The 23,795-nt window shown below is 67.1% G+C and carries 23 protein-coding genes; 12 read left to right on the plus strand and 11 right to left on the minus strand.

From position 1 onward, the window contains the following. Positions 1-27: 27 nt before the first annotated feature. The 7 genes from OXM57_09290 to rpmH all read right to left on the minus strand — a co-directional run bounded on the left by OXM57_09290 (position 28) and on the right by rpmH (position 4,482). Positions 28-891, minus strand: a complete 864-nt coding sequence (locus OXM57_09290) for a ParB/RepB/Spo0J family partition protein (GenBank protein MDE0352871.1) — start codon at positions 889-891, stop codon at positions 28-30. Then, positions 888-1,709, minus strand: a complete 822-nt coding sequence (locus OXM57_09295) for a ParA family protein (protein MDE0352872.1) — start codon at positions 1,707-1,709, stop codon at positions 888-890. The genes OXM57_09290 and OXM57_09295 overlap by 4 nt, the downstream gene beginning before the upstream one ends. Positions 1,710-1,814: 105 nt before the next feature. Beyond that, positions 1,815-2,696 carry a Jag N-terminal domain-containing protein gene (locus tag OXM57_09300; GenBank protein MDE0352873.1) on the minus strand — a complete coding sequence of 294 codons (882 nt, stop codon included), beginning with the start codon at positions 2,694-2,696 and terminating at the stop codon, positions 1,815-1,817. A 4-nt stretch (positions 2,697-2,700) separates the two neighbouring features. Further along, positions 2,701-3,555: a YidC/Oxa1 family membrane protein insertase gene (locus OXM57_09305; protein ID MDE0352874.1), complete on the minus strand. Its 855-nt coding sequence runs from the start codon at positions 3,553-3,555 to the stop codon at positions 2,701-2,703. Continuing rightward, complete coding sequence (yidD, locus tag OXM57_09310; GenBank protein MDE0352875.1) at positions 3,552-3,776, minus strand: membrane protein insertion efficiency factor YidD; 225 nt, start codon at positions 3,774-3,776, stop codon at positions 3,552-3,554. Before yidD ends, OXM57_09305 begins: the two co-directional genes overlap by 4 nt. A 41-nt stretch (positions 3,777-3,817) precedes the next feature. After that, positions 3,818-4,216 carry a ribonuclease P protein component gene (rnpA, locus tag OXM57_09315; GenBank protein MDE0352876.1) on the minus strand — a complete coding sequence of 133 codons (399 nt, stop codon included), beginning with the start codon at positions 4,214-4,216 and terminating at the stop codon, positions 3,818-3,820. 131 nt (positions 4,217-4,347) lie between these two features. Further along, on the minus strand, positions 4,348-4,482 hold the full coding sequence (rpmH, locus tag OXM57_09320) for a 50S ribosomal protein L34 (protein MDE0352877.1): 135 nt from the start codon (positions 4,480-4,482) through the stop codon (positions 4,348-4,350). A gap of 571 nt (positions 4,483-5,053) precedes the next feature. Here rpmH and dnaA point away from each other — a divergent pair. The 8 genes from dnaA to OXM57_09360 all read left to right on the plus strand — a co-directional run bounded on the left by dnaA (position 5,054) and on the right by OXM57_09360 (position 14,959). Beyond that, positions 5,054-6,430: a chromosomal replication initiator protein DnaA gene (dnaA, locus tag OXM57_09325; GenBank protein MDE0352878.1), complete on the plus strand. Its 1,377-nt coding sequence runs from the start codon at positions 5,054-5,056 to the stop codon at positions 6,428-6,430. A 296-nt stretch (positions 6,431-6,726) separates the two neighbouring features. Next, positions 6,727-7,812: a DNA polymerase III subunit beta gene (dnaN, locus tag OXM57_09330; GenBank protein ID MDE0352879.1), complete on the plus strand. Its 1,086-nt coding sequence runs from the start codon at positions 6,727-6,729 to the stop codon at positions 7,810-7,812. A gap of 133 nt (positions 7,813-7,945) precedes the next feature. Further along, the gene (locus tag OXM57_09335; GenBank protein ID MDE0352880.1) at positions 7,946-9,040 is read left to right on the plus strand and encodes a DNA replication/repair protein RecF; all 1,095 of its coding nucleotides are present in this window, start codon (positions 7,946-7,948) and stop codon (positions 9,038-9,040) included. After that, entirely contained in the window at positions 9,037-9,480 is a 444-nt protein-coding gene (locus OXM57_09340; GenBank protein MDE0352881.1) for a DUF721 domain-containing protein, read from the plus strand. Before OXM57_09335 ends, OXM57_09340 begins: the two co-directional genes overlap by 4 nt. Before the next feature lie 167 nt (positions 9,481-9,647). Next, positions 9,648-11,555, plus strand: coding sequence for a DNA topoisomerase (ATP-hydrolyzing) subunit B (gene gyrB / locus OXM57_09345; protein ID MDE0352882.1), 1,908 nt, complete (start codon positions 9,648-9,650; stop codon positions 11,553-11,555). A gap of 16 nt (positions 11,556-11,571) precedes the next feature. Next, positions 11,572-14,028, plus strand: coding sequence for a DNA gyrase subunit A (gene gyrA, locus OXM57_09350; GenBank protein MDE0352883.1), 2,457 nt, complete (start codon positions 11,572-11,574; stop codon positions 14,026-14,028). A gap of 11 nt (positions 14,029-14,039) precedes the next feature. Further along, positions 14,040-14,480 (plus strand): DUF3566 domain-containing protein, encoded by a 441-nt coding sequence (locus tag OXM57_09355; protein ID MDE0352884.1) that lies wholly within the window; start codon positions 14,040-14,042, stop codon positions 14,478-14,480. Next, positions 14,480-14,959, plus strand: a complete 480-nt coding sequence (locus OXM57_09360) for a DUF3566 domain-containing protein (GenBank protein ID MDE0352885.1) — start codon at positions 14,480-14,482, stop codon at positions 14,957-14,959. Before OXM57_09355 ends, OXM57_09360 begins: the two co-directional genes overlap by 1 nt. 46 nt (positions 14,960-15,005) lie before the next feature. Here the strand turns inward: OXM57_09360 and OXM57_09365 are convergent, their stop codons facing one another. Both OXM57_09365 and OXM57_09370 read right to left on the minus strand, forming a co-directional pair. Beyond that, positions 15,006-15,704, minus strand: coding sequence for a hypothetical protein (locus OXM57_09365; protein MDE0352886.1), 699 nt, complete (start codon positions 15,702-15,704; stop codon positions 15,006-15,008). Between the two features lie 44 nt (positions 15,705-15,748). Next, positions 15,749-15,886: a hypothetical protein gene (locus tag OXM57_09370; protein MDE0352887.1), complete on the minus strand. Its 138-nt coding sequence runs from the start codon at positions 15,884-15,886 to the stop codon at positions 15,749-15,751. Positions 15,887-16,432: 546 nt separating this feature from the next. Between OXM57_09370 and OXM57_09375 the strand changes: the two genes are divergently transcribed. After that, positions 16,433-17,122, plus strand: coding sequence for a DNA alkylation repair protein (locus tag OXM57_09375; protein MDE0352888.1), 690 nt, complete (start codon positions 16,433-16,435; stop codon positions 17,120-17,122). A 101-nt stretch (positions 17,123-17,223) separates the two neighbouring features. On the opposite strand, the gene OXM57_09380 is transcribed toward OXM57_09375, so the two are convergent. Continuing rightward, positions 17,224-17,424, minus strand: a complete 201-nt coding sequence (locus OXM57_09380; GenBank protein ID MDE0352889.1) for a hypothetical protein — start codon at positions 17,422-17,424, stop codon at positions 17,224-17,226. Between the two features lie 3 nt (positions 17,425-17,427). Between OXM57_09380 and OXM57_09385 the strand changes: the two genes are divergently transcribed. Beyond that, a complete protein-coding gene (locus OXM57_09385; protein MDE0352890.1) occupies positions 17,428-18,450 on the plus strand; it encodes a cation diffusion facilitator family transporter in 1,023 nt (340 codons plus the stop codon). A 58-nt stretch (positions 18,451-18,508) separates the two neighbouring features. On the opposite strand, the gene OXM57_09390 is transcribed toward OXM57_09385, so the two are convergent. Then, on the minus strand, positions 18,509-19,438 hold the full coding sequence (locus OXM57_09390; protein ID MDE0352891.1) for a hypothetical protein: 930 nt from the start codon (positions 19,436-19,438) through the stop codon (positions 18,509-18,511). Positions 19,439-19,551: 113 nt separating this feature from the next. On the opposite strand from OXM57_09390, the gene OXM57_09395 reads away from it, so the two are divergent. Next, positions 19,552-21,630 (plus strand): ABC transporter ATP-binding protein, encoded by a 2,079-nt coding sequence (locus OXM57_09395; GenBank protein MDE0352892.1) that lies wholly within the window; start codon positions 19,552-19,554, stop codon positions 21,628-21,630. Positions 21,631-21,790: 160 nt separating this feature from the next. Beyond that, entirely contained in the window at positions 21,791-23,785 is a 1,995-nt protein-coding gene (locus OXM57_09400; protein ID MDE0352893.1) for an ABC transporter substrate-binding protein, read from the plus strand. Positions 23,786-23,795: the final 10 nt, after the last annotated feature.

The raw sequence follows: 23,795 nt of genomic DNA on the forward strand, positions 1-23,795 counted from the left end.
CGTTACCACTAGCGGCCGGCCGCTTGGTCAGGCGGGGAAGAACCGCCGGTAGATCTCCTCCAGTTGATCCAGGCCGCTGAATCTGAGAACCACCTGGCCGTCGACCGCGCCGCCCTTGCGTTCCTTGTAGCGGATGTCGACCGAGGTCCCCAGCTGTTCCGCCAAGCGGTTCTCCAGCTCGATGATCACCGCCGGACGGGGTTCGGCCGGGCGGCGCCGCTTCGGTTCCCGGGCCATTCCCTTGCCGAGCCGTACCGCCTCCTCGAGTTGGCGGACCGACCATCCGTCGGCGACCGCTCGATCGGCCAGGTGTCGGGCCAGGGCCTGATCCTCGAGTCCCAGCAGGGCCCGGGCGTGTCCCGCCGACAGATCACGGGAGGCGACCAGGGCCTGGATCGCAGGGGTGAGCTTGAGGAGGCGGAGGGCGTTGGTGACGGCGGCCCGGCTCCGGCCCACCCTCTCCCCGATTTCCGCATGGGTCATGCCGAACTCGTCCTCGAGTTGATGGAAGGCGGCCGCTTCCTCCAGCGGGTTGAGGTCCTCTCGCAGCAGGTTCTCGACCAGGGCCTCCGTGACGGTCCCCACCGCATCCGTGTCCCGGATCAGGGCGGGTAGCTCGGCGAGGCCGGCCTCCCGAGCGGCGCGCCAGCGGCGCTCGCCCGCGATCAGCACGTAGCCGGGACCCTCGGGCCGGACCACCACCGGCTGGAGAACCCCCACTTGGCGGATCGAATCGGCCAGCGTCTCCAGCGCGTCCGCATCGAAACCCCGCCGTGGCTGGTTCGGGTTGGCGCGGATCCGGCTGATGGCGATCTTTCGCAGGTTGCTCCGGCTGGGTGGCGGAATGAGAGCTTCCAGGCCTTTACCGAGGCCTGATCGGCGGGTGGTCATCGTGCTGGCTCCTGTTGTCGGTGTCTCTGGAGGTACTCCCTGGCGACATAGCGATAGGCAACCGCCCCCGGGCTCATCCGGTCGTAGAGCTCGATCGGCTCGCCGTACGAAGGTGCTTCCGACAACCGGATCGATCGCGGGATCACCGTACGAAAGACCCGCTCGCCGAAGTAGTCACGGATCTGGATAGCAACATCGGTGGAGAGTTTGGTACGAGCATCGAACATGGTCAACAACACACTACCTATGTGTAACGCTGGATTGAGGCTGTCCCGTACCAGATCGATGCTGTCCATGAGCTGGCCGAGGCCCTCCAACGCGTAGAACTCACACTGGACGGGAATGAGCAACTCGTGGGCCGCAGCCAATGCATTGATGGTCAACAGGCCCAGGCTCGGCGCGCAGTCGACCAGGATCGTGTCGTAATCACCTGCCACGGGGGCGATAGCGGCCGCGAGGCGGTTCTCCCGACTCATCATGGACACCAATTCCAGCTCGGCGCCCGCCAGGTCGATGCTTGACGGCGCCAGCGCCAGGTTGTCCACCGTGGTCGGCGCCACCACCTCGTCCAGCGCGCTATGCCCTATGAGGACGCTGTACATCGACCGCCCGCCATCGGCTATGCGGACGCCCAGCCCGGTGCTGGCGTTGCCCTGAGGATCCAGGTCCAGGAGAAGGACGCGGTGTCCTTCCAACGCCAGGGAGGCGCCCAGGTTGATGGCGGTGGTCGTCTTCCCGACACCGCCCTTCTGGTTGGCGATCGCCACGACGAGGCCCCGGCGGGCAGGTTCGGGTGGAGTCGCGGACCCTTTGAGCACGCCCTTATCTTAGAAGGCGCCTCCGCCACCCCTCATGGTTTCACGTGAAACATGAAGGTGGCGGGTTGAGGGTTTCTTCTGCCTCCCGGACCCCGTGCCGAACGATCAGTCGAGCGAAATGACCACCGAACGGCGCGGTTCCGTGCCCTCCGAGTAGGAACGGACACCATCGATCCCCGACACCGCGTCGTGCACCACCTTGCGGTCAACTGCGTTCATGGGTTCGAGCATGATCTCTCCCCCCTCGTCCAGCACCTGTTCGGCCAGCTGGCCCGCATAGATGCCGAGAGCCTGCCGACGCTTTTCCCCGTATCCGGCGATGTCGAGCCGTAGCCGGCAACCACGGGCGGTCTTGCGCTGCACGATCGTCCTCGTCAGTTCATGGACGGCGTGCATGATGGAAGCCTTCGGTCCGATGAGCGCCTGGGTCTGTTCGCCCGTTATGTCGGCACGCACCAGCTTCCCGTCGAATCCGGTCTCGACCTCCCCTTCCAGCCCGAACTCCTTCAGAAGGCCGTCCAAGAACTCCCGAACCACCTCGGCCTGCTCGGTGCCCAAGGTCTCGCCATCCTTACCATCACCCGCCACGGCTTTGACCTCTCCTTCTGCCCTTCGGCCTTTACGCGCCTGCTGTTTCCTACCGCGACCCGCCTTGGAGTCGCCCGGCTTGCCGCCTGGCTGCCGGCTCTTCGCTTTGGCGGCTCCCCTGGTCTTGCCACGATCCTTCGGCCGGGCGCCACCATCAGAACCCGGCTTACGTGGTGCCTTCCTCTTCCTCTGCCGGCTACGGCCTGACCGTCCCCGCCGTCCCTTGCTCTTCGGCTTGACCCGTACGATGGCATCCTGCCGCCCGATACCGAGGAATCCCGGCTTCGGTTCCTGCAGCACGTTGACCTCGGCCCGGTCGGCTTCGATCCCGAGCTCCTCGAGAGCGGCCTGGACAGCCAGTTCAACGGATGCGCCTTTGACCTCGACCCACTCGACCATCGATCTACCTTCTCCTCCGTCTGCGTTGTTTCTTAGCCGAGCCCTGCGGGCGGGGCGGCTTCTTACCGTCATCCGGTTCACCGTTATCGGGCTCCTTGGTAGCCGGCTTCCCCCCGTCGGGAGGAGGGCCGGGACGTCCGTCGATCTTGAAGATCAGCAGCTGCTGACCGGTCCGGAAGACGTTGCTGGTGGCGAAATAGAGGTTAAGTCCTGACGGCCAGATATACGAAATGACTCCGAACATCAACGGTAGTATCTTCGTCATACGCTGAACAGCTTCGGCCTGCGGATTGCTGGCACCAGACTGTTTCGGCGGGCTTAACAGCTTCTGTTGCATGTAGCCCGTAAGTATCACGAACCCGACCAGCAGCAGGTAGGGGATCGTCGCCACGGCGAACAGCCCTTCCGTGCCCACCACCTCGGACGGGGCCAGGTCGAGATCCATGGTCAGGAAACGCAGCGTGCCCTCAGATGCCGCCACCAGCAGGCTCGAGTCCGCCGGCAGGCTGTTGGCCGGATTCCGCAGCACCTGGAACAGCGCGAACCAGACCGGCATCTGCACCAGCAAGGGAAGAACGCAACCGAACGGGCTTACACCTCGCTCCCGGTAGAGCTCCATGACCTTCTGGTTCATGGTCTCCTGGTCGCCCTTGAACTCGCGGCGGATCCGCTCCATCTCCGGTTGGATCTCCTGCATCGCCCGGGTCGACCGGACCTGCTTGAGGGTGAGCGGGAACACCAACAGGTTGACAACGATGGTAAGGCATATGATGGCGAATCCATAGTTGGGAACAAGGTCGAAGAAGAAGGAAAGGATATTGCCGAGAATGGCCTGCAGGCCGTTCCAAATCTCGCTCACGGGCTGACCGCCCTTCTGTCAGGAACCGGGTCGTACCCTCCGGGCGACCACGGGTGGCATCGGCCGAGGCGCTTGAGCCCCATCCAGGCACCCCGCCGGAACCCGTGCTCGCCCAACGCCTCGTAGGTGTAGCGGGAGCAGGAGGGGAGGAACCGGCATGAACTCGGGATCATCGGCCCGATGGTGTGTTGCCACACGCGGATGAGGCCCTGACCGGCCATGGCCGGCAGCCTGAGCGCCGCGCCCGCCGGCCTCGACAGCCTCACCTTGCCCTCGCTCGGGGGAGGGTCGACGAGACTGCGTCTCGAATCCACTTGCGTAGCTCTTGGAAGGGGGCCGTGGCCACTGCGGGCGTGGCGATGAGCACGTAGTCGGTCGCCTCCGCGAGCGTTACCTCGCGCAACGCCGCCCGAAGGCGTCGCTTCGCCCGGTTGCGCACTACCGCGCCGCCCACCCGGCGGCCCACCACCAGACCGATCCTCGGCAGACCGCCGTCACGCCGCCGGGCAACCACGGTGATGCCACCCCGCCTGACGCGACGGCCATGCCGCAGCACCGCGTTGAACTCCACGGTGCCGCTCAGGCGCCGGATCCCGCCCCTGGATTCCGGAGAGGACGATCCGGCGGATGCGGCGGAAGCCGTACTCGGCGCGGTCGTCATCGTGCGTCTTCTCCTCTGCCTACAGGCCTTCGCGGTCGGTGTGCCACCCTTGCGGGCTGTACCCAAGGAATGCGTTGGACAGGGCGGCTCCCCCGGCTACCCACTCGTGTCGCGGCGGATCGTCTACCTGCTCAGGCCGAAAGCCGTTGGCGGCCCTTCTGGCGCCGTCTGTTCAGAATGGCGCGGCCCTGGCGCGTTCGGATGCGATGCCGGAACCCGTGCTTGCGCTTTCTGCGGCGATTGTTGGGTTGGTACGTGCGCTTCATTCGGGGTCCCTTGTCGGACAACCCGGGTACGGTGCCCGGTGCGGGGGATACGGCGTGCCCGGCCACGGCCGCGGCCTGCCGACACTTCCTTGAGGTCCCGCAAGATTACGGACATCCGGCCTGTTTTGCAAAGATCGCCCGGTTGCGAAGCGGAACCGGGCGCGGCAGGCGCCTTGCGCGTGGTCCATCCTGCCCACAAGAGAACGCGAAACTTTTTGCACAGAACGCCAAAATCTCTCCCGGTGGACCTCCTCACGCCTGTCAGCACTTCCCCTTACCGCCTGAAATGGTGTTATGGCGCGCGCCACCCTGTCTCCCCGCCTTCCGTGGTTGGATTTCCGCCCGTGCACCGGCGTTGGCACAGACGTAGGATGACCACCGGTCGGGCTCACTCGGTCCCACATCCCCAGGGGGCTTCCGCGTGCAGCGACTGGAGTCCGGCCGCCAGAGCAAGTGGAGTACTGCCGGGCGCGGGATGGAGTGGCGTGGCCAGCCCGTGCTTTGTTATCCACAACTGTGGACAGTGCTGTGGGTAACTGCACCCGCAGAGCCCGCCGGGAGGAGGAAATACTTGTCTAAGCCCGAACTCGCGCAGCATGATCCCGACTTCTCCTCCGCGTTGCGGACCCGGGTTGGGCCGGAGGGCTGGAAGAAGTGGTTCTCCTCCGTACGCCACGAAGTCGTCGAGGAGACCCTCTACCTGGTGGCGCCGTCCGACTTCCACATCCGGTGGCTCCGCAACAATTACCAGACCACGATCGACGAGGTAGCGGCATCCACGTACGGCCCGCAGACCGCGATCGAATACCTCGTCTCCGATCGGCCGGACCTCGGCGTAGAGCCGAACCCGGCGCCTGATCCGGCCGGCGAGCCGGTAGCCGAGGAAGCCCCGCTAACCCGCCCCGACCGGGCGCCGGTCCACGCTCCCAAGTTCCTCAGCAAATACGTCTTCGACACATTCGTCGCAGGCCAGTCCAACCAACTCGCCCTGGCGGCGGCCAAGCGGGTCTCCGAAGGCCCTGGCCAGAACTACAACCCGCTGTTCATCTACGGCGGGGCAGGCCTCGGCAAGACCCACCTCCTCCACGCCATCGGTCACTACATCCGGGCCAGCCGGCCCTCCGCGACCGTCCGCTACATGACCTCCGAGAACTTCTTCAACGAGTTCGTGGACGGCATCCGGACCAAGCGCATGGATTCCTTCAAGCATCGTTACCGGACCGTCGACGTGCTCCTACTCGACGACATCCAGTTCTTCGAGGGCAAGGAACAGGTCCTCGAGGAGGTGTTCCACACCTTCAACACCCTCCACGAGCTCGACCACCAGATGGTCCTGTCCTGCGACCGCCCTCCCAAGGACCTGGGTATCGAGGACCGGCTCCGCTCCCGCTTCCAGTGGGGCCTCCTCACCGATATCGGACCACCCGACCTCGAGACGCGCCTGGCCATCCTGCGCCGCAATGCCCGGGAGTACGCGTCCGCGACCGTGCCGGACGAGGTTCTCGACTTCATCGCCCGCCACGTCACCGACAACATCCGGGAGCTCGAGGGCGCCCTTACCCGGGTTACCGCCTCCGCCGCTCTCACCGAGCAGCAGATCTCGGTCGACCTGGCCCGCTCGGAACTGCGCGGTCTGATACCCGACCCGGCAACCACCCCGCCGACCGGCACCGAGATCCTCGAAGTCACGGCCGCCACATACGGCCACGCCCTCGCCGACCTCCAGGGGCCCAGCCGCGTCCAACCCCTCGCCACCCATCGCCAGGTGGCCATGTACCTCTGCCGGGAACTCACCGACCTGTCGCTTCCCAAGATCGGCAAGGTCCTCGGCGGCCGCGACCACACCACCGTCATGCACGGCATCAACAAGATCAAGAAGACACTCACCAAGGATCCGGAGCTGGCGCGCCAGGTCTCGCACCTGTCCGGAATCCTGTGGAAAAGATGAGGGTCTTCCCCAGCCGTTCGCTCCTGCCGATCCGGCCTGGGTATAACGTCGCGGACAATCCCCCGATCACCTGACCGGCCCGGCCCGATCATGAGCAGTCACCCATCAACGACGCCAGCGCTACGAGGTCGACCGGCTGACCTGGGGTATCAGCCGCCGCGGTCGGTCCGACGCGTGACTTCCCCGGCCGACGCAGCCAGGCCCGGACGGACATCTATCCACATTCCACAGGGCCTACTACCACGACTGGTAGAGAATTCAAGAAACTAGTAGTCGAGAGCGGGAAGGATCTAGCAGTGCATATCCGAGCTGATCGGGATGATCTGGCCGAGGCATTCGGTCGCGCGAACCGTGGCGCTGGAGTCAGGACGGCCCTGCCGGCCCTCCAGAGCGTTCGTTGCCAAGCCGAAGCCGGACAACTGGAAATCACCGGGAGCGATACGGAGGTCACGATCCGGACCTCCGTGAAGGTGGAGGTCATGGAGGCGGGCGCCGTTCTCGTCCCGGGCCGCACGATGACCGACGCCATCCGGAGAATGCCGGAGGGAGCGGTTTCCATCCGGTCCGAGGAGGGGGCGGTGGAGCTGTCCGGCAACGGGCCGACCTTCACAATCCGGGTGCTATCGCTGGAGGACTACCCGAAGCTGCCCGAGCCCGACCTGACCGGAGCTATCGAGATGGACGGGAACCAACTGGTGGAGGCGCTCTCTCAGGTGCTGGTGGCCGCCTCGAACGATGCGTCGCGGCCGATCCTGACCGGTCTCCTGATGGAGAACTACGAGGAGGGCCTGCGGCTGGTGGCGACCGACAGCTACCGCCTGGCGATCCGGAACCTTCCGGGGCTCGAGGTGCGGGAGGGGGCGCTGATACCCGCACGAGGCCTGAAGGAGTTGGCCCGCACCGTGGCCGCCGAGCAGGTCAAGGTCGCGGTCCGCGAGCGGGAGGCCGTGTTCGCCTCGGAACGGGGTTCGTTGAGCATCCGCCTGATCGAAGGCACTTTCCCGAACTACCGGCAGCTGCTCCCGGACGACTACCCGGCCGCGGTGGAGTTCGACAAGGATCGGCTGCTGGAGGCGGTGGGACGCGCCGCCGTGGTCGCGGATGAGCATGTGCCGGTGCGGTTGAAGATCACCCCTGACGCGGTCGAGATGTCCGTGAGCCGTAGCGACCTGGGTGGAGAGGTCGAGATGCTCGAAGCCACCGTGAGTGGCGAGTTGGACGAGCTGACTATCGCCTTCAATGCGCGGTATCTCCAGGACGGCATCACGGCGGTGCCGGGCCCTCGGATCCGTATGGAGGTGAAGGACAGCAACCGTCCCAGCATCATCCGGGCGGACGGGAGCCAGAGCTTCCGCTACCTGTTGATGCCCGTGCGCGTCTGACGGCGCCGTGGCTCGAGGAGGGTACTGAAAAGTGTCCCGGTAGCCCGATGGCCGGAGATGAAACCCCAGGTAGAGGTATCGTGGACCAACCAATCCCCGTCTTTTTCAGCACCCTCCCAGGAGGCGCCAGGGGGTGAGGCTTGCCTGGCTGGAGGTGTCCGACTTCCGTAGCTACCGGCGGATCCGATGGGCGCCGGATCCGAGGATCAACGTGGTGGTGGGCCGGAACGCGTCCGGCAAGACCAACCTCCTGGAAGCAGTGGGTTACCTGGCGTCCCTGCGGTCGTTCCGGGGGATTCCGGACGCCGCTCTGGTGCGAATGGGCGCGGAACGGTCGGTCCTCCGGGGAGAGGTGGTCACCCCGGATCGGACCACGCGGATCGAGGTGGAGCTGCCGAAGGCGGGGCGTCGCCGGGCCCAGGTCAACGGGACCCGGTTGGCGCGCCTGGCGGATCTGGTGGGGGAGGTACGCACGATCACGTTCCTGCCGGACGACCTGGACCTGATCAAGCGGGGGCCCTCCCGCCGGCGAGGGCTGCTCGACTCGGTGGCGGTCCAACTGTGGCCAGGCGCCTACCGAGACCAGCAGGAATACGAGCGAGCGCTCCGGCAGCGGAACATGCTCCTCAAGCAGATGGGTCGCCGGACCGATCCGATCACGCTGGAGGTCTGGGACGAGCGGCTGGGCCGGGCGGGCGCGCGGGTCATGGCTCGCCGGCGGGCCGTGGTGGAAGCCATCGAGGAGCGGGCCGGCGTCGCCTACCGGGCACTGGCGGGCGATGCCACCGGGGTGCGGATCGACTACCGGTCGAAGTGGGGAGCCGCGACCGCCTCGGATCGGTCCGGCTGGGAGGAGGCTCTCAGGAAGGCCCTCGGGGAGGCGCGGCCCGCCGATCTCGAGCGCCGGGTCTCGACGGTGGGGCTCCATCGGGACGATGTGCGGCTGCTCCTCGACGATCGGGACTCGCGGATCCAGGCCAGCCAGGGCGAGCAGCGCACCCTCACCCTTGCCCTTCGCCTGGCGTCCCACCGGGCGGTGGAGCAGTCGGTGGGCCAGCCCCCGTTGCTCCTGCTGGACGACATCTTCTCGGAGCTCGACGAGGAACGCTCGGCGGCGCTGGCCCGGTCCCTACCGGCCGCCCAGACGTTCATCTCGACGGCTCGGGACGAGGAGGTCCCGCTTCCTGCCGGCCGTCGGTGGCGCCTACGCGACGGAATCCTGGGATGACGGAACGCTGGTCGCCGGACCAGGTGGAGGAGGCGCTGGAAGCCTTCGACGGAACCGAGTCCCGGGCCCTGCGCGTCCTCTGGGAGATACAGGAACTCGAGCGGGGCCGTCGGAGGCGGAAGGAGCGCCTGGACGAGGACATGGTGTCCTTCGGAGACATGATCCAGTCCATCCTGGCCGGCCTCGGAGTGGCCGACCTGGATCGGATCCGGGAGCTCGACGAGCGTTGGGAGGAGGTGGCGGGCCCGCAATGGGGTTCCAATTCCGTCCCGGTCGTGGTACGTAACGGGGAACTGTTGGTAGAAGCCTCGGATCCGCGCCTGGTCCGCATGCTCCGGCACGACGCCGAGCGGCTCGTGGTCCGTATCGCGGAGCGCTTCGGTAGGTCATTCGTGACCTCGGTCCGGGTGGTCGGGCCACCGTGGCGCAGGGGGTGGTGAGGAGTGAGAGCGCGAATGGTAGTTGCTTTGTCTAAACCCGCAGGTCAGGACCTATTTCTGAGGGGCGTGAATGTTGGCTTTGCGGCCAGGGTCGGGTACAATCCGGTCACGGTGGAAGAGACCCACCGGCCGGCTTGCGCGGCCCTCCGCCCGACCAAGGACTGCATGTGACCCTGGACCGACCCTCGAGCTATGGCGCGAGCGATATCAAGGTACTGCCCGGTCTCGAGGCGGTACGCCGCCGGCCCGGCATGTACATCGGCACGACCGGCCCCCGGGGCCTTCACCACCTGGTCTGGGAGGTGGTGGACAACTCGGTCGACGAGGCCATGGCTGGCTGGGCCGACAACATCGACGTGGTGCTGGAGGCGGACGGAAGCTGCCGGGTGTCGGATGACGGTCGCGGGATTCCGGTGTTGCGGCATGCCCAGACCCGGAAGTCCGCCCTCACCACGGTCCTCACCACCCTCCACGCCGGAGGCAAGTTCGAGGAGGGCGCCTACACAGTGTCGGGTGGCCTCCACGGGGTGGGCATATCGGTGGTGAACGCGCTCGCCGCCCGGTTCGTGGCCGAAGTGGAGCGGGACGGGTTCCGGTGGTCGCAGTCATTCGAGCGCGGCAAGCCGAGTGGGCCGCTGGTGAAGGAGCGCCCGTCCCGCGAGACCGGTACCACCATCACGTTCTGGCCCGACCCCGAGGTGTTCACCGACACGGTGGACTTCAAGTACGCCACGGTGGCGCAACGGCTCCGGGAACTGGCCTTCCTCAACAAGGGGCTCCGCGTGCGCCTGACGGACAAACGGAACGGCAGCCGCGCGGAGACCTTCCGCTACAAGGGCGGCCTGCGGGACTTCATCCTCCACCTCAACAGCCGCCGCGAGGCCCTGCACGGGCGGATCCTCTACCTGGAGGACGAGGCGCCGGAGGCGGAGCTGCAGGTCGCTCTCCAGTGGACCAACTCGTTCAACGAGAACCTGATCAGCTTTGCCAACAACATCAACACGCACGAGGGCGGCACCCATGAGGAGGGCTTCCGCACCGCCCTCACGAAAGCCGTCAACGAGTTCGCCCGCTCCAAGAACCTCCTCAAGGACAAGGATCCCAACCTGACCGGCGAGGACGTGCGGGAAGGCCTGACCGCGGTGGTGTCCGTGAAGGTGCGCAACCCGCAGTTCGAGGGGCAGACCAAGACCAAGCTCGGCAACACCGAGATCCGTAGCTACGTGCAGAAGTCCCTCAACCGGATGCTGCCGGAGTGGTTGGAGCGCTACTCGCCGGACGCCCGGCGGATCGTGGACAAGGCTCGCCAGGCGCAGCACGCCCGCGAGGCGGCTCGCAAGGCCCGTGACGTGATACGGCGCAAGTCGTTGCTCGCCTCCTCCCGGCTGCCCGGCAAGCTGGTGGACTGTTCATCCGGCAATCCCGAGATCGCCGAGTTGTTCATCGTGGAGGGGGATTCGGCGGCCGGACCGGCGAAGAACGGGCGGGACTCCATGTTCCAGGCGGTGCTTCCCATCCGGGGCAAGATCCTGAACGTGGAGAAGGCCCGGCTGGCAAAGGCCCTCCACAACAAGGAGATACAGGCCCTGATCACCGCGATCGGCACCGGCATCGGGGAGGACTTCGAGATCGGCAAGGCGCGGTACCACAAGGTCATCCTTCTCACGGACGCCGACGTGGACGGCGCCCACATCCGGACCCTGCTGCTGACCTTCTTCTTCCGCCACATGCGGCCCCTGATCGAAGCCGGCTACGTGTACGTCGCCGTGCCGCCCCTCTACCGGGTCAAGGTCGGGCGGCGGGTCAGCTACCTGGCCGACGATGCCGAGCTGGCGGCCTTCAAGGAGTCGCATCCGAAGGCCCGGCCCACCCGGTTCAAGGGCCTAGGCGAGATGAACGACTCCGAGCTGGGAGACACCGCTCTCCATCCCGACACCCGGACCCTCGTCCAGGTGGACATGGCGGACGCGACAGAGGCCGACCACGTCTTCTCGACCCTGATGGGCGGTGACGTGGCCGCTCGCAAGGAGTTCATCCAGCAGAACGCCGGCGATGTCCGGTTCCTGGACATCTGAGCGGGAGGAACGCAGCGTGCCGGAGCTCGAGAGGGGAGGCGCCGCCGCCCGCCTGGCGGTCGACATAAACGACGAGATGTCCAAGTCCTTCGTGGACTACGCCATGTCCGTGATCGTGTCGCGGGCGCTGCCGGACGTGCGGGACGGGCTCAAGCCGGTGCAGAGGCGGATCATCTACGCCATGGACGACATGGGGGTGGGGCCGCGGAGTTCCCATCGCAAGTCGGCCACGGTGGTGGGTGAGGTGATCGGTAAGTACCACCCGCACTCCAACGACGCCATCTATGACGCCCTCGTCAGGATGGGCCAGTCCTTCTCCCTCCGGTACCCGCTCATCCACCCGCAGGGCAACTTCGGCACGACCGACGATCCGCCGGCGGCGATGCGCTACACGGAATGCAGGCTGGCTCAGCTGGCAGGGGTGCTGCTCGACGGCATCGACGAGGACACGGTGGACTTCGCCGACAACTTCGACGGTTCCGAGCAGGAGCCGGTCGTGCTGCCCGCCCGCTTCCCCAACCTGCTGGTCAACGGCTCGCAGGGCATCGCGGTGGGCATGGCCACCAACATCCCGCCCCACAACCTGGGGGAGGTCATCGACGCCTGCCTGTTCGGACTTGACAACCCGGACGCCGGTCCCGAGGAGTACCTGTCGATCGTCAAGGGTCCCGACTTCCCCACCGGCGGCTACGTGATCGGGACCAAGGGAGTGAAGGACGCGCTGGTGTCGGGGCGGGGCTCGGTCCGGATGCGGGCGGTGACCGATGTCGAGCCGATCCGCAAGAACCGCACCGCCATCGTGGTCACCGAGCTGCCCTACCAGGTGAGCCAGGATCGGGTCATGGCGCGGATCGCCACCCTCGTCCAGCAGAAGACGCTGGAGGGTATCTCCGACCTGCGCAACGAGTCCTCCGCCCGCGTGGGCGTGCGGCTGGTCATCGAGCTCAAGAAGGACGTCAACCCCAAGGTGGTGCTGAACAACCTGTTCAAGCACACCAACCTCGAGGAGAACTTCGGCGTCAACGCGGTGGCCCTGGTGGACGGGGTGCCGCGCACCCTCAACATCGCCGAGTTGGTCCAGTACTTCCTCGACCACCAGATGGAGGTCATCGAGCGACGCACCCGCTTCCGCCTGAAGCGGGCGCAGGCCCGCGCCCACATCCTCGAGGGGCTGATCGTGGCGGTGGACAACATCGACGAAGTGATCGCGGTGATCCGGGGGAGTGAGGACGTCGCCTCGGCCCGGGCCGCTCTCATGGACCGGTTCCCGCTGTCGGAGATACAGGCCCGAGCCATCCTCGACATGGCCTTGCGCCGCCTCACCTCGCTGGAGACCGCCAAGCTACGCGACGAACTCGCCGGGCTGGTGAAGTTGATCGCCGAGTTGAGCACCATCCTGGCCGATCCGGTCCGGCGCCGGGCGATCATCGCCGGCGAGCTCCAGGCCACCCGCGAGGCCCACGGAGGCGCTCGCCGCACCCAGGTCATGCCGGCCGAGTCCGAGCTGTCCCTGGAGGATCTCATCGCCGACGAGGAGATCATCGTCACGGTGTCGGCCAAGGGGTACGTCAAGTCGGTGGCGGCCAACGCCTACCGGGCCCAGGGCCGGGGCGGTAAGGGGGTGAAGGCGGCGGCGCTGCGCGGCGACGACTACCTGACCCACGTGATCCATACCACCGCTCACTCCTACCTCCTCTTCTTCACCAACCGGGGACGCGTTTACCGGGTCAGGGCGCACGAGATCCCCCGCAAGGCCCGTACCGCCCGGGGGGTCCTCGCCCACAGCGTGCTACCGCTGGATCCCCAGGAGCGCATTGAGGCGATCGTGGACACCCGCGACTACGAGTCATACCGCTACATGGTGATGGTGACCAGGAAGGGGAAGGTCAAGCGCACCGCCTTCCGGGAGTACGACAGCCGCTACGCCCGGCTGGTGGCGATCCGGCTGGCCGAAGACGACGAGGTGGTGACCGTTCACTCCACCGACGGCAAGAGCGACCTGCTCCTCTTCACCCGCCGGGGGATGGGGATTCGCTTCTCGGAGAACGACGTCCGCGCCCGGGGCAGGGCCACACAGGGCGTTATCGGGATCCGCCTCAATCCGGGGGACGAGGTGGTGGGAGCGGCCGCCACGCTGGAAGGCGACGACATCCTGCTGCTGACCTCCGGAGGTTTCGGGAAGCGCGTGCGGTCGGCGCTGTTCAAGCGCCAGGCCAGGGCCGGCAAGGGCGTCAAGGCCATGAAGCTCACGAAGGTACGAGGGGAGATGGTGGGCGCCCGGGCGGTTACTCCAGGGAGCCAGGTGATGATCGTCTCCACCGGCGGCGTCGCCATACGCACCGCCACCGACTCGATCAGCCGCCAGAGCCGTATCGCCAGCGGCGTGAAGGTGATGAACCTGCCTGACGGCGCCAGTGTCGCCAGCTTCGCTCCCGTTCCCATGGACACAGGCATCGCTACCGGGGCGAAGTGACGGAGGCGCGGTTGGGGGCCTGGTCCGCCCCGCCCACCACGCAACGCCGGGTTCGCCGGATTCTCCGCAAGTTCGATCCGTGGACGGTCATGAAGGTGTCCGCGGTCCTGTCCGCGCTGGCCGCGCTCGGGCTGGTGCTGCTGTCGGTGATGGTCTGGGCGGTGATCTCCCGGCTCGGCCTGGTGTCCGCATTCGACGAGGCCGCCGCCCGGGTGGCGCTGATCGAGCCCGGCGAGTCGCTCTTCAAGACGGGCGGCGAGTACCTGCGCGGCATGATCCTGCTGGCGGCCAGCTGGATGGCCGGGACCACCGCCACGCTGACCGTGGGGGCGGTGCTGTACAACCTGCTGGCGGACCTGGTCGGCGGGATCGAGTTCACGGTGCTGGAGGAGGTGCCGGTGGATACCGCCCGGCACGACCCCGGGGGACGATCACTCGTCGGGGGGATGTGATGGCGACCGTACGGCGGGTGAGGCGCGTGATCCGCAAGTTCGATCCGTGGACGGTGTTCAAGGTGTCGCTCCTCCTGCACGTGGTGTTCGCAGCCGCCACGTTGATCGGCCTGCTCCTCATGTGGTCCCTGGTGGAGAGGGCGGGCATCCCCGCCTCGCTCGACCGGTTCCTGATCACTATCAGCCTGGTTGACGAGGGCTCGGTCTTCTTCGACAACGGGAGCCGGTTCATCCGGGTGGCGATCTTCTTCTCGGTGGTGTTCGGGGCGGCGATGACCCTGCTGACCACGCTGGCGGCGGTGTTCTACAACCTGACGTCCGACGTGGTGGGCGGCGTGGAGGTGGTCATGCTGGAGGAGACATTGCAGGTGCCGGCGGCCCCGGTGCCCAGCCCCCCGGATCCGGACCCGGAGACCCCACCCGAGGGCTCCGCCGAGATGCCCACCCTGGCCGGCGACCGCTGGTGGAGTAGTTTCTAGCTGTACGTCTCTAGTTTCCGTCAACCACCAACCAGGGACTGATCACCTAGGCGGCGGCGAACCGGGCCACCTGCATGCCGGCGTCCTGGGCCAGGCGTACGAAGACCCCTTCCGGATCACCGGGACCGCCGGCGCCGCGCGGGTAGGCGCCGCGCGCGGCGGCCAGGATGGCCGCGCCGAAGCACACCGCGTCGAGGAATCTCGCCTCGTCCGAGACGCCGTGGACCACGGATGCGCTCCCCTCGGCGTCACGGAACTCGAGATCGACCCGGACCGCCTTCCACGCCGAGTCTGTGGGGGCCGGGCAGCATGCCACATCCGGCCAGGGAAGGGGGTTCTCCCCCCAGCCGGCCCACAGCGACCCGACCGGCTCGGGGAATGTGACCGCCCGGCCGGCCCGGAGCGGCCGGCCCGCCACGGTCCACGCCAGGCGGGCGTTGACCGGCTCGGCCGACCGGGGAAGCATCGACAGGGCCAGCGCGGCGGCCAGGCCCGCCCCGCTCCCGGCTCCGCTGACGATCGTGGCGCCGGGGGCTACGGCGAAGCGGGCCGGCAGGTCGGCGGAAACCACCACGGGCAGGCCCAGATCGCACGCCTCCTCGACGAGCGGGAGGCAGGCGGCGGTCACGGCGTCGACAGCGAGCACGTCCCAGCCGGCCACCGAGCCCGGTGGTGCTGCGGAATCCGGGCCGGTCTGCAACCGGCCGATCTCCACACCCGGGTCGGCCTGGAGCACCCGGATCACACGGTTGCTCCGATCGCCGCCCGTGTGGAGAGCGATTCGATGGGTCACCGATGGCCCACGGGATGCCAGGTGCCGGGTGTGGCGGGGGGCTCCGTGTAGGCCGAGGCCCGCAACCTCCACGAGGTCACCGCGGCAGCGGCCGTCGCCAGCAGGGCCAGTGCCAGGAGCGTTCGGAACTTCATGCCGGAGAGTCTACGAGTTTGCCGTTGCCTAGTTGGCGGCGCGGCAGCGCGGCCCTCTCCACCGGAGAGCGGCGGTCGGCTCACGAGATCGGCCAAGGGGGTTGAAAGCGTCACACCCTCACGATACGTTGCTGGTTGCCAAGCACCACTACCGGCCGAAGGCTCTTGCCGATCGGTTCGGCCGGCCTGGAGGGAACATACAGGGCTTCATGGAGCGAGCCGCCGAAACCCGGCATCCGGTCGGGCACGGCCGACCACGCTCCGAGCCACGGTGGCGGCGGCGGGGGAGGGCCCGGTGCGGGACGCGTTTGGGCGATTTTCGCGTTCTTGTCGGGCCGAGGAAACCAGGTCCATCATCCTGAGCGGCGACACCTCCACCCGCAACCCCTAACCCCCCGCCATGCCCCCATCCGCGGTTCCTCAGGATCAGGGCGTCATGGGTGGTGCGGTGTTCCTCAGGTTCGGGGGCTGCAATGTTCTTGAGGCGTGGGGCGTCATGGGTGGTGCGGTGTTCCTGAGGATCGAGGCGTGCCACAATCGCGCCGCATGGATGAATCACTGAGGGCCGATCTAGTGGCCCGCCTTGCCGCCGCCGGCGATCCCGACCGGGCGGAGGGCCAGCAGCGATACATGAAGTCAGAACTCCCCTTTCACGGGGTCCGGGTGCCCGAGGTGCGGCGCCTGGCCGGGGCGGTCGTCAGGGACCATCCGCTGACCGATCCCGATGCCTGGGAGGAGACCGTTGTCGGGATATGGCGGGCGGCCACACACCGGGAGCAGCGCTACGGGGCCATCGAGTTGGCCTACGCCCGGCCCTACCGAGGGTGGCTGCGGCCCGATCGGCTGGCGATGGTGGACGAGATGATCGTTACCGGCGCCTGGTGGGACTACGTGGATCAACTGGCGAGCAAGCACATGGGCCACCTGCTCGGTACGTACCCGGCGGACATCCGTCCGGTACTGCTCTCGTGGGCGGAGGACGACGACATATGGCGGCGCCGGACCGCGATACTGGCCCAACTCCGGTTCAAGGACCGTACCGATCCCGACCTCCTCTTCACCGTGATCGAACCTTCCATCGCCCGCAAGGAGTTCTTCCTGCGCAAGGCGATCGGATGGGCGCTGCGGGCGTACTCCAAGACCTGCCCCGACGCGGTGACCCGCTACGTGGAGGCCAACCGCCGCCGTCTCTCCCCCCTCAGCAGGCGCGAGGCCATGAAGGCGCTGGATTCCTAGTGGCCTGCGGCCACCGATCCGGCGGTAATCGGGGGTGGCGCATCCACCCACCACACGAGATCTCTTAATACCAACACTTGCAAGATGGACTCATAGCAACTTCAATTGAGAAGAAGGCAACGTGAGGACTCCCGGTGCACGAGCCAGCTGAAGAGGCATCGCAGGACCGCCACGACCACCATGACCACGGTCACGGCCATGGTCACGATCACGCGCCGGCTCCAGGACACCACGACGACCATGATCACGGTCACGACCATGACCACAGTCACGGCCATGGTCACGATCACGCGCCGGCTCAAGGAGTGCTCTCCAAGCTGAAACACCTTGTCGTGCCTCACTCCCACGACCACAGCGAGACGATCCAGTCGGCCGACGAGTCGAGCGAAGAGGGGATACGGGCCGCATGGATCGGGCTGGCCGGCATGATGGCGACCGCGGTGGCACAGGTAGTCATCGTTGCTCTGTCGGGTTCGATCGCGTTGCTGGCTGACACCATCCACAACCTTGGCCATGCCGCTACCACGATCCCGTTGATCGTGGCGTTTCGCATGGGCCGCTGGCGAGCTACCAAGCGATACACCTACGGCTTCCGGCGAGCCGAGGACCTTGTCGGGCTGTTCATCGGGTTGATCATCCTGGCAAGCGTGGCGATCATCATTTGGGAGTCCGTCGACGCCTTGATCAACCCGCGAGTGGTGACCAATCTCTGGTGGGTGTTCGCGGCGGGGATCGTGGGTTTTCTCGGAAACGAGATCGTGGCTGTCTATCGGATCCGCGCCGGTCGGCGGATTGGCTCTGCGGCACTCATTGCTGAAGGCCAGCATGCACGAGCGGATGGACTGACATCGATCGCGGTTGCGATCGGCATGGTCGGAGTCTGGCTCGGCTACCCCCGAGCCGACCCGATCGTGGGATTCCTGATCGCGATCGTGATTCTTGGAATCCTCGTATCGTCAATGCGTACCGTTGTGAGGCGGCTGATGGACGGTGTCGACGAGGGGCTGATTGACCACCTCACCGCGACAGTCAAAGAGACACCCGGTGTGGTGGCAGTCGACACGGTGCGCGCCAGGTGGTCGGGCCATCGGATGTCGGGGGAGGTCGCAATCCAGATCGACCCGGCGCAGACTGTGCTCCGAGGCCACCGAATCGCCGAAGAGGTAGAACACGCCGTACTTCATGCCGTGCCCAACACGGATAGCGTTGTCGTCCATTTGCATCCTGCGGTCCCGGCAGATGAGGCGTCGAGTCTGCATGAGCTCTCGGGCCACCACGCCAGTCGCGAGGCCAGGGAGGCGTACAGAGCCCGCCAGGCCTCTCACTAGTTGCTAGTTGCTAGTTTATGTTGGATTATACTGAGCACTGAGCACTGAGCACTGAGCACTAGACCGGGTCGAAGTCGACCGTGAGGCCCTGGTAGATAGGGTCGTAGTAGCCGCCACCGTCCAGATAGTCGGGATTCCATGACTTGGCTCCGGACCCCACCCTCCGGTAGACGAAGGGCGACTGGTGCAACCTCTCCCGGTGGAACCGGCCATCGGGACCGGAGGGGATGTCGGTGCCGTCCCCGTACAGCAGGAGACCCCCGTCGGCGTAGACCTCGTGTTGGGGGTCGATGTCCCGGTACTCGTGGCTGGCGTTGATCAGCTTGTGCCCGAGTTCATGGGCGACGGTCTTCCAGGAGTTGGCCCTCGACAGGTTGGTGAGGGTGATGACGCCCCGCAGATGGCGCGGGATCGTGTCCCGGTGCGAGTAGCCCGGGAAGGACAGGGCGTTGGTGGCAACGGTCTTCAACTGCCAGGTACGTTCGTCGATCCGGTCATGGAAGGACATGAAGACGTCCTCGAGGACCAGGAGATGGATCCGCCGGTCATGCTCCGGTCCCGTGCCGATCACGCTCTCGAACACGGCCAGAGCACCGGGCGACAGCCTGGACGGCCGCCTCTGGCGCTCCCTGTAGAGGTTGGCGTAGCGACCACCGGGCAGTTCCGAGCCCGGCGGCTCGGCATGGAGAACTAGCAGCTCCGGGTCGACCGGCCCGGTCCGGACCGAGACGACGGCCAACTGCACCCCGACCGCGCCGAAGATCCGGCGGGCCTCCGCCACGCCGTCGAGCACCATGTCGAGTTCCACTTTCCGCCGGTGGGCCGGTTCCAGGTTGGCCGGATAGAAGATGCCTATGTCAACGGTGGCTCCTCCGTCCTCCAGGTCGGCGTTGAAGGACTCCAGGTCGATCGGGACCGGGACCCCCCACTCGGTCCGGCCCCCCGTGCCGTTCCCGGTCTGTGTAAGTTGTCCGCCATGAACCGACATGGGTGTCCTGATCGCTGTAGACGAGCGCTTCGGGGCCATCCTACGTCGGGCCGGGCTCTCCGACCGCTGCGAGTGGGCCGGTTACGAGAACCCGTCCCCGAGGGGCGGGAGAGATGACTACGGCAACCGCCGTGGAACGCCACGGGCCGTCGCGGGACGCCACCGCCACCGGTGCGAACCTGCTCGACATCGAGAACCTGGCGGTCCGCTTCGAACTGCCCACCGAGACGATCCGTGCGGTCAGCGGCGTGAGCCTCAAGGTCGCTCCCAGCGAGACCTTCGCGCTGGTCGGGGAGTCCGGTTCCGGCAAGAGCGTTTCCATGCTGTCCGTCATGGGCCTGCTGCCCTCGCCGCCCGCGCTGGTGTCGGGGTCCATCCGGCTGGAGGGTCGCGAGATCGTCGGTATGCCGGCCAGGGAGTTGAAGCGCATCCGCGGCCGGGACGTGGCGATGGTCTTCCAGGAGCCGATGTCCTCGCTGAATCCTGTCCATCGGGTTGGCCGCCAGATCGGCGAGAGCCTCCGCATACATCGGGGCTTCACGAAGGCCGAGGCCCGGCGACGGGCTATCGAGCTTCTCGACCGGGTCGGCATACCGTCCGCCGCATCGCGGGTGGACGACTACCCGCACGAGTTCTCGGGAGGCATGCGCCAGCGCGCCATGATCGCCATGGCCCTGGCGTGCGAGCCCAAGCTGCTCATCGCCGACGAACCGACCACCGCTCTCGACGTGACCGTCCAGGCCCAGATCGTCGACCTGGTGCGCGAGGTCCAGGACGAGTACCGGCTGGCGGTCGTGTGGATCACCCATGACCTGGGCGTCGTGGCCGAGATAGCCGATCGGGTGGCGGTCATGTACGCAGGTCGCATAGCCGAGACCGGTCCCGCCCACGAGATCTACCGTTCGACCCGGCATCCCTACACGTCCGGATTGCTGCGCTCGATCCCGCGGCTGGACCGGCCCGTGACCACCCGCCTCGCCGAGATTCCGGGTTCGCCCCTGCGCGTGGCCGAGGAGTTGAGAGGCTGCCCATTCGACGCGAGGTGTCCCCTCGCTGGGGAGGGGTGCAGCGAGGCGCTTCCCGAATTGGAGGAAGTGGGCCCCGGCCGGCACGGCTCGGCTTGCATACACCATCACCAGATGGGTGATCCTTCCGACCTGTGGTCGGAGGGATCCGTACCCGGGGAGCAGGCGGTTCCAGGGCAGGGTGGGGACGTGGTCGCCTCCGTCCGGCGTCTTCGAGTGCACTTTCCGGTGGTCCGCGGACTCGGCCGATCCCGTTCCGGAGTGATACGGGCGGTGGATGGAGTGGACCTGGACGTGCGCCGCGGCCGGACCCTGGGCGTGGTCGGTGAGAGCGGCTGCGGCAAGACCACGCTGGGCCGGGCCCTCGTAGCCCTTGTCCGACCCACCGCGGGGACGATCGAGATCGACGGGAAGCCGATAGACCCCCGGAGCGGCAGGCACCGGAGAACCGTGCAGATGATCTTCCAGGATCCCTTCTCGGCGATGAACCCGGGTATGCGGGTGGGGGATGTGATTGCGGAGCCGCTGCGCATCCATAGGCTCGGGACACCGGAGGAGATCCGGGAACGAGTGTCCGAACTGCTCACCCAGGTAGGGCTTCCCACCGACGCCGGCCGGAGACACCCGCACGAGTTCAGCGGCGGGCAGAGGCAGCGGATCGCCGTCGCCCGCGCCCTGGCGGCCGATCCCGAGGTGATCGTCTGCGACGAGCCGGTCTCGTCCCTGGACGTCTCGGTCCAGGCCCAGGTCGTGAACCTGCTGGCCGACATACAGGCGGCTACAGGCATGGCGCTCGTCTTCATCGCCCATGACCTGGCGGTGGTGCGCCACGTTTCCCACGAGGTGGCCGTGATGTACCTCGGCGAGATCGTGGAGCGAGCCCCGCGCGACCAGCTCTACCGGGAGCCGCTCCACCCCTACACGAAGGCGCTCCTGGCCGCGGTGCCGGCGCCGGAGCCGGGCGTCTCCCACCCCGGCACACGCACCCGGCTCGTGGGGGACCTACCGAGCCCGGCCGACCCCCCGGCCGGCTGTCGCTTCCACACCCGGTGCCCGGTGGCGGTGGAAGGCCTGTGCTCGACGATCAAACCGGCTCTCACCGAGTCCGCCCCCGGTCGGTGGGTGTCCTGCCACTTGGTGAATCCACCCAGGCAGCAGCGGTCTTAGGCGCCAAGAGGGTTCCTGGCGTCAGGCGCGGACAAGGTGCTCTCCAGCCGACCCTACGGCCAACCGTTTGGGGTACGCTTGGCAGGCTGATGGAAGCCGGGCCGATGACCAGTTGTTCGTCCGGCGCGCTTCCCGCGTGGGGGAGAAAGGGATGACAACAATGCGAAGGTTTGCATCATCGAAGGCGCTGATTCTCGTCCTCGTGCTCGGTCTGATGGCAGCGGCGTGTGGCGGCGAGGACACGTCCGCGGACGAAGTGAGCGCCGCGCAGGCACAGGCGGCGGCCGCCCAGTCCGAAGCCGCGGCCGCCCAGTCCGATGCGGAGTCGGCTCAGGCGGAGGCGGAGTCGGCTCAGGCGGAGGCCGAAGCGGCGGCAGCGGCGCTGGCCCAGGCCCAGGCCGATCTGGAAGCAGCCGAGGCTGCGGCCTCAGAAGCCATGGAGGGGGACGAGGCCTCCCAGTCGGCGTTGGCCGACGCGCAGGCAGCCCTCGAGGAAGCCGAGGAAAGGGCTGCGGCGACGGCTGAAGCCTCCGAGGCGGCGGTGGCCGCCGCGGAGTCCGCCCTTGCTGAGGCCGAGCAGATGCTCGACGAGGCGATGATGGAGCAAGAGGCCGCCGCAGGACCGGTAACGGTACGGGCGGCTATCACCGGCGACGAGGCGACCCTCAACCCGTACACGTACATCAGCGGCTTCCCCGGATGGAACCTGCTGATGCTCCAGTACGACTCGCTCATGCAGCTCGACGCCGACGGCATACCCCAGCCGTGGCTGGCGGACACCGTTTCCGTCAACGCGGACCTGACCGAGTACTCCTTCACGATGGTCGAGGGCGTCACCTGGCACGATGGGCAGCCCTTGACGGCGCACGACGTGGACTTCAGCGTCGACTACTACATCAACAACGTGGAGGCCAGCCGGTTCGCCCGGGACCTCAGGGGGGTCGAGGACCTCGTGGTGACGGGCGACTACAGCGCGACCTTCGTGCTCGGCAGCCCGAAGGCCGGCTTCGAGCTGGCCGCCCTCGCTGACATTCCGATCATCCCGCGCCATGTGTGGGAAGGAGTCGAAGTGCCGTCCGAGCACGACTTCGGCGCTACCAACATCGGGACCGGTCCGTACAAGCTGGTCGAGTACGTCGAGGGCCAGAGCTACCGCTTCGAGGCCAACCCCGACTACTTCCGTGGCGCACCGGCGGTGGAGGAGCTGGTGGTGATCGTCTACGCCGACGACGCCGGCGCCCAGGCCGCCATCCGCACCGGTGAGGTCGATGTGATCTTCGAGCGCATACCTCCGGAGCAAATCCCTCTGCTGGACGCCCAAGATCCGCTGGACATCGCCCTCGGACCCGAGTTCACCACCCAGATGATCAACTACGACGCCTCGAAGCGCCCCTTCGACGACGTGGCTGTCCGCCAGGCCATCAACCTGGCAATGGACCGCCAGGACATCGTCGACACGGTCTTCCTCGGCGCGGCGACGGTGGGGAGCCCGGGCTGGATACATCCCGAGCATCGGTCCTTCAACCCGTCGATGATCCCGGTGCACGACGTGGCCGCGGCCAACGCTCTGCTCGACGAGGCCGGCTATCTCGACAGCGACGGCGACGGCGTGCGGGAGTTCGACGGGCAGCCCATGTCGTTCGAGATCATCACCAACGCCCCTGACTCGCTCCGGCTGCGGATAGCCGAGTTGACCGTGGAGATGCTGGCCGAGATCGGCATCGAGACCTCTGTGGCGGCAGTCGAAACCGGGACATGGGAGCAAGCCGTGTGGCCGGAGTTCAACGTCAACAACGGGCGCAACTACGACATCGCCATGTGGGGCTGGTCGGCGCCCGTGCAGGCGGATCCACTGCGCCTCCCGCAGCTGGTCGCCAGCATTCCGATGGGCGGGTTCCTGAACCTGACCGGTTACGCCAGCGCCGAGATGGATGCGCTCTCGGCGGCGCTACCCGTCGAGTCCACCGAGGCGGGGCGCATCGCCATCCTGCTTCGCATGCAGGAGATAATCGCCGAGGAGTTGCCGTTCGTGTTGCTGCTGTATCCCGACGGGGCATACGTGTACGACTCGAGCGTCTACTCGGACTGGGAGTTCATCGCCGGACAGGGCATCGTCAGCAAGCTGTCTCTGCTGCCGCCATCTGCGCGCCCGTAGCCACGCGCAT

It is taken from the genome of bacterium, assembly GCA_028820935.1.
Taxonomy (GTDB): domain Bacteria; phylum Actinomycetota; class Acidimicrobiia; order Spongiisociales; family Spongiisociaceae; genus Spongiisocius.

Excerpts from the sequence above, each read along its gene's own strand:
- OXM57_09370 (MDE0352887.1), bottom strand. The coding sequence starts at position 15,886 with ATGAAGTTCCGAACGCTCCTGGCACTGGCCCTGCTGGCGACGGCCGCT.
- OXM57_09300 (MDE0352873.1), bottom strand. The coding sequence starts at position 2,696 with ATGGTCGAGTGGGTCGAGGTCAAAGGCGCATCCGTTGAACTGGCTGTC.
- OXM57_09360 (MDE0352885.1), top strand. The coding sequence starts at position 14,480 with ATGGCGACCGTACGGCGGGTGAGGCGCGTGATCCGCAAGTTCGATCCG.
- yidD (MDE0352875.1), bottom strand. The coding sequence starts at position 3,776 with ATGGCCGGTCAGGGCCTCATCCGCGTGTGGCAACACACCATCGGGCCG.
- OXM57_09390 (MDE0352891.1), bottom strand. The coding sequence starts at position 19,438 with ATGTCGGTTCATGGCGGACAACTTACACAGACCGGGAACGGCACGGGG.
- rpmH (MDE0352877.1), bottom strand. The coding sequence starts at position 4,482 with ATGAAGCGCACGTACCAACCCAACAATCGCCGCAGAAAGCGCAAGCAC.
- OXM57_09340 (MDE0352881.1), top strand. The coding sequence starts at position 9,037 with ATGACGGAACGCTGGTCGCCGGACCAGGTGGAGGAGGCGCTGGAAGCC.
- OXM57_09375 (MDE0352888.1), top strand. The coding sequence starts at position 16,433 with ATGGATGAATCACTGAGGGCCGATCTAGTGGCCCGCCTTGCCGCCGCC.
- OXM57_09290 (MDE0352871.1), bottom strand. The coding sequence starts at position 891 with ATGACCACCCGCCGATCAGGCCTCGGTAAAGGCCTGGAAGCTCTCATT.
- OXM57_09395 (MDE0352892.1), top strand. The coding sequence starts at position 19,552 with ATGACTACGGCAACCGCCGTGGAACGCCACGGGCCGTCGCGGGACGCC.
- OXM57_09400 (MDE0352893.1), top strand. The coding sequence starts at position 21,791 with ATGCGAAGGTTTGCATCATCGAAGGCGCTGATTCTCGTCCTCGTGCTC.
- rnpA (MDE0352876.1), bottom strand. The coding sequence starts at position 4,216 with ATGACGACCGCGCCGAGTACGGCTTCCGCCGCATCCGCCGGATCGTCC.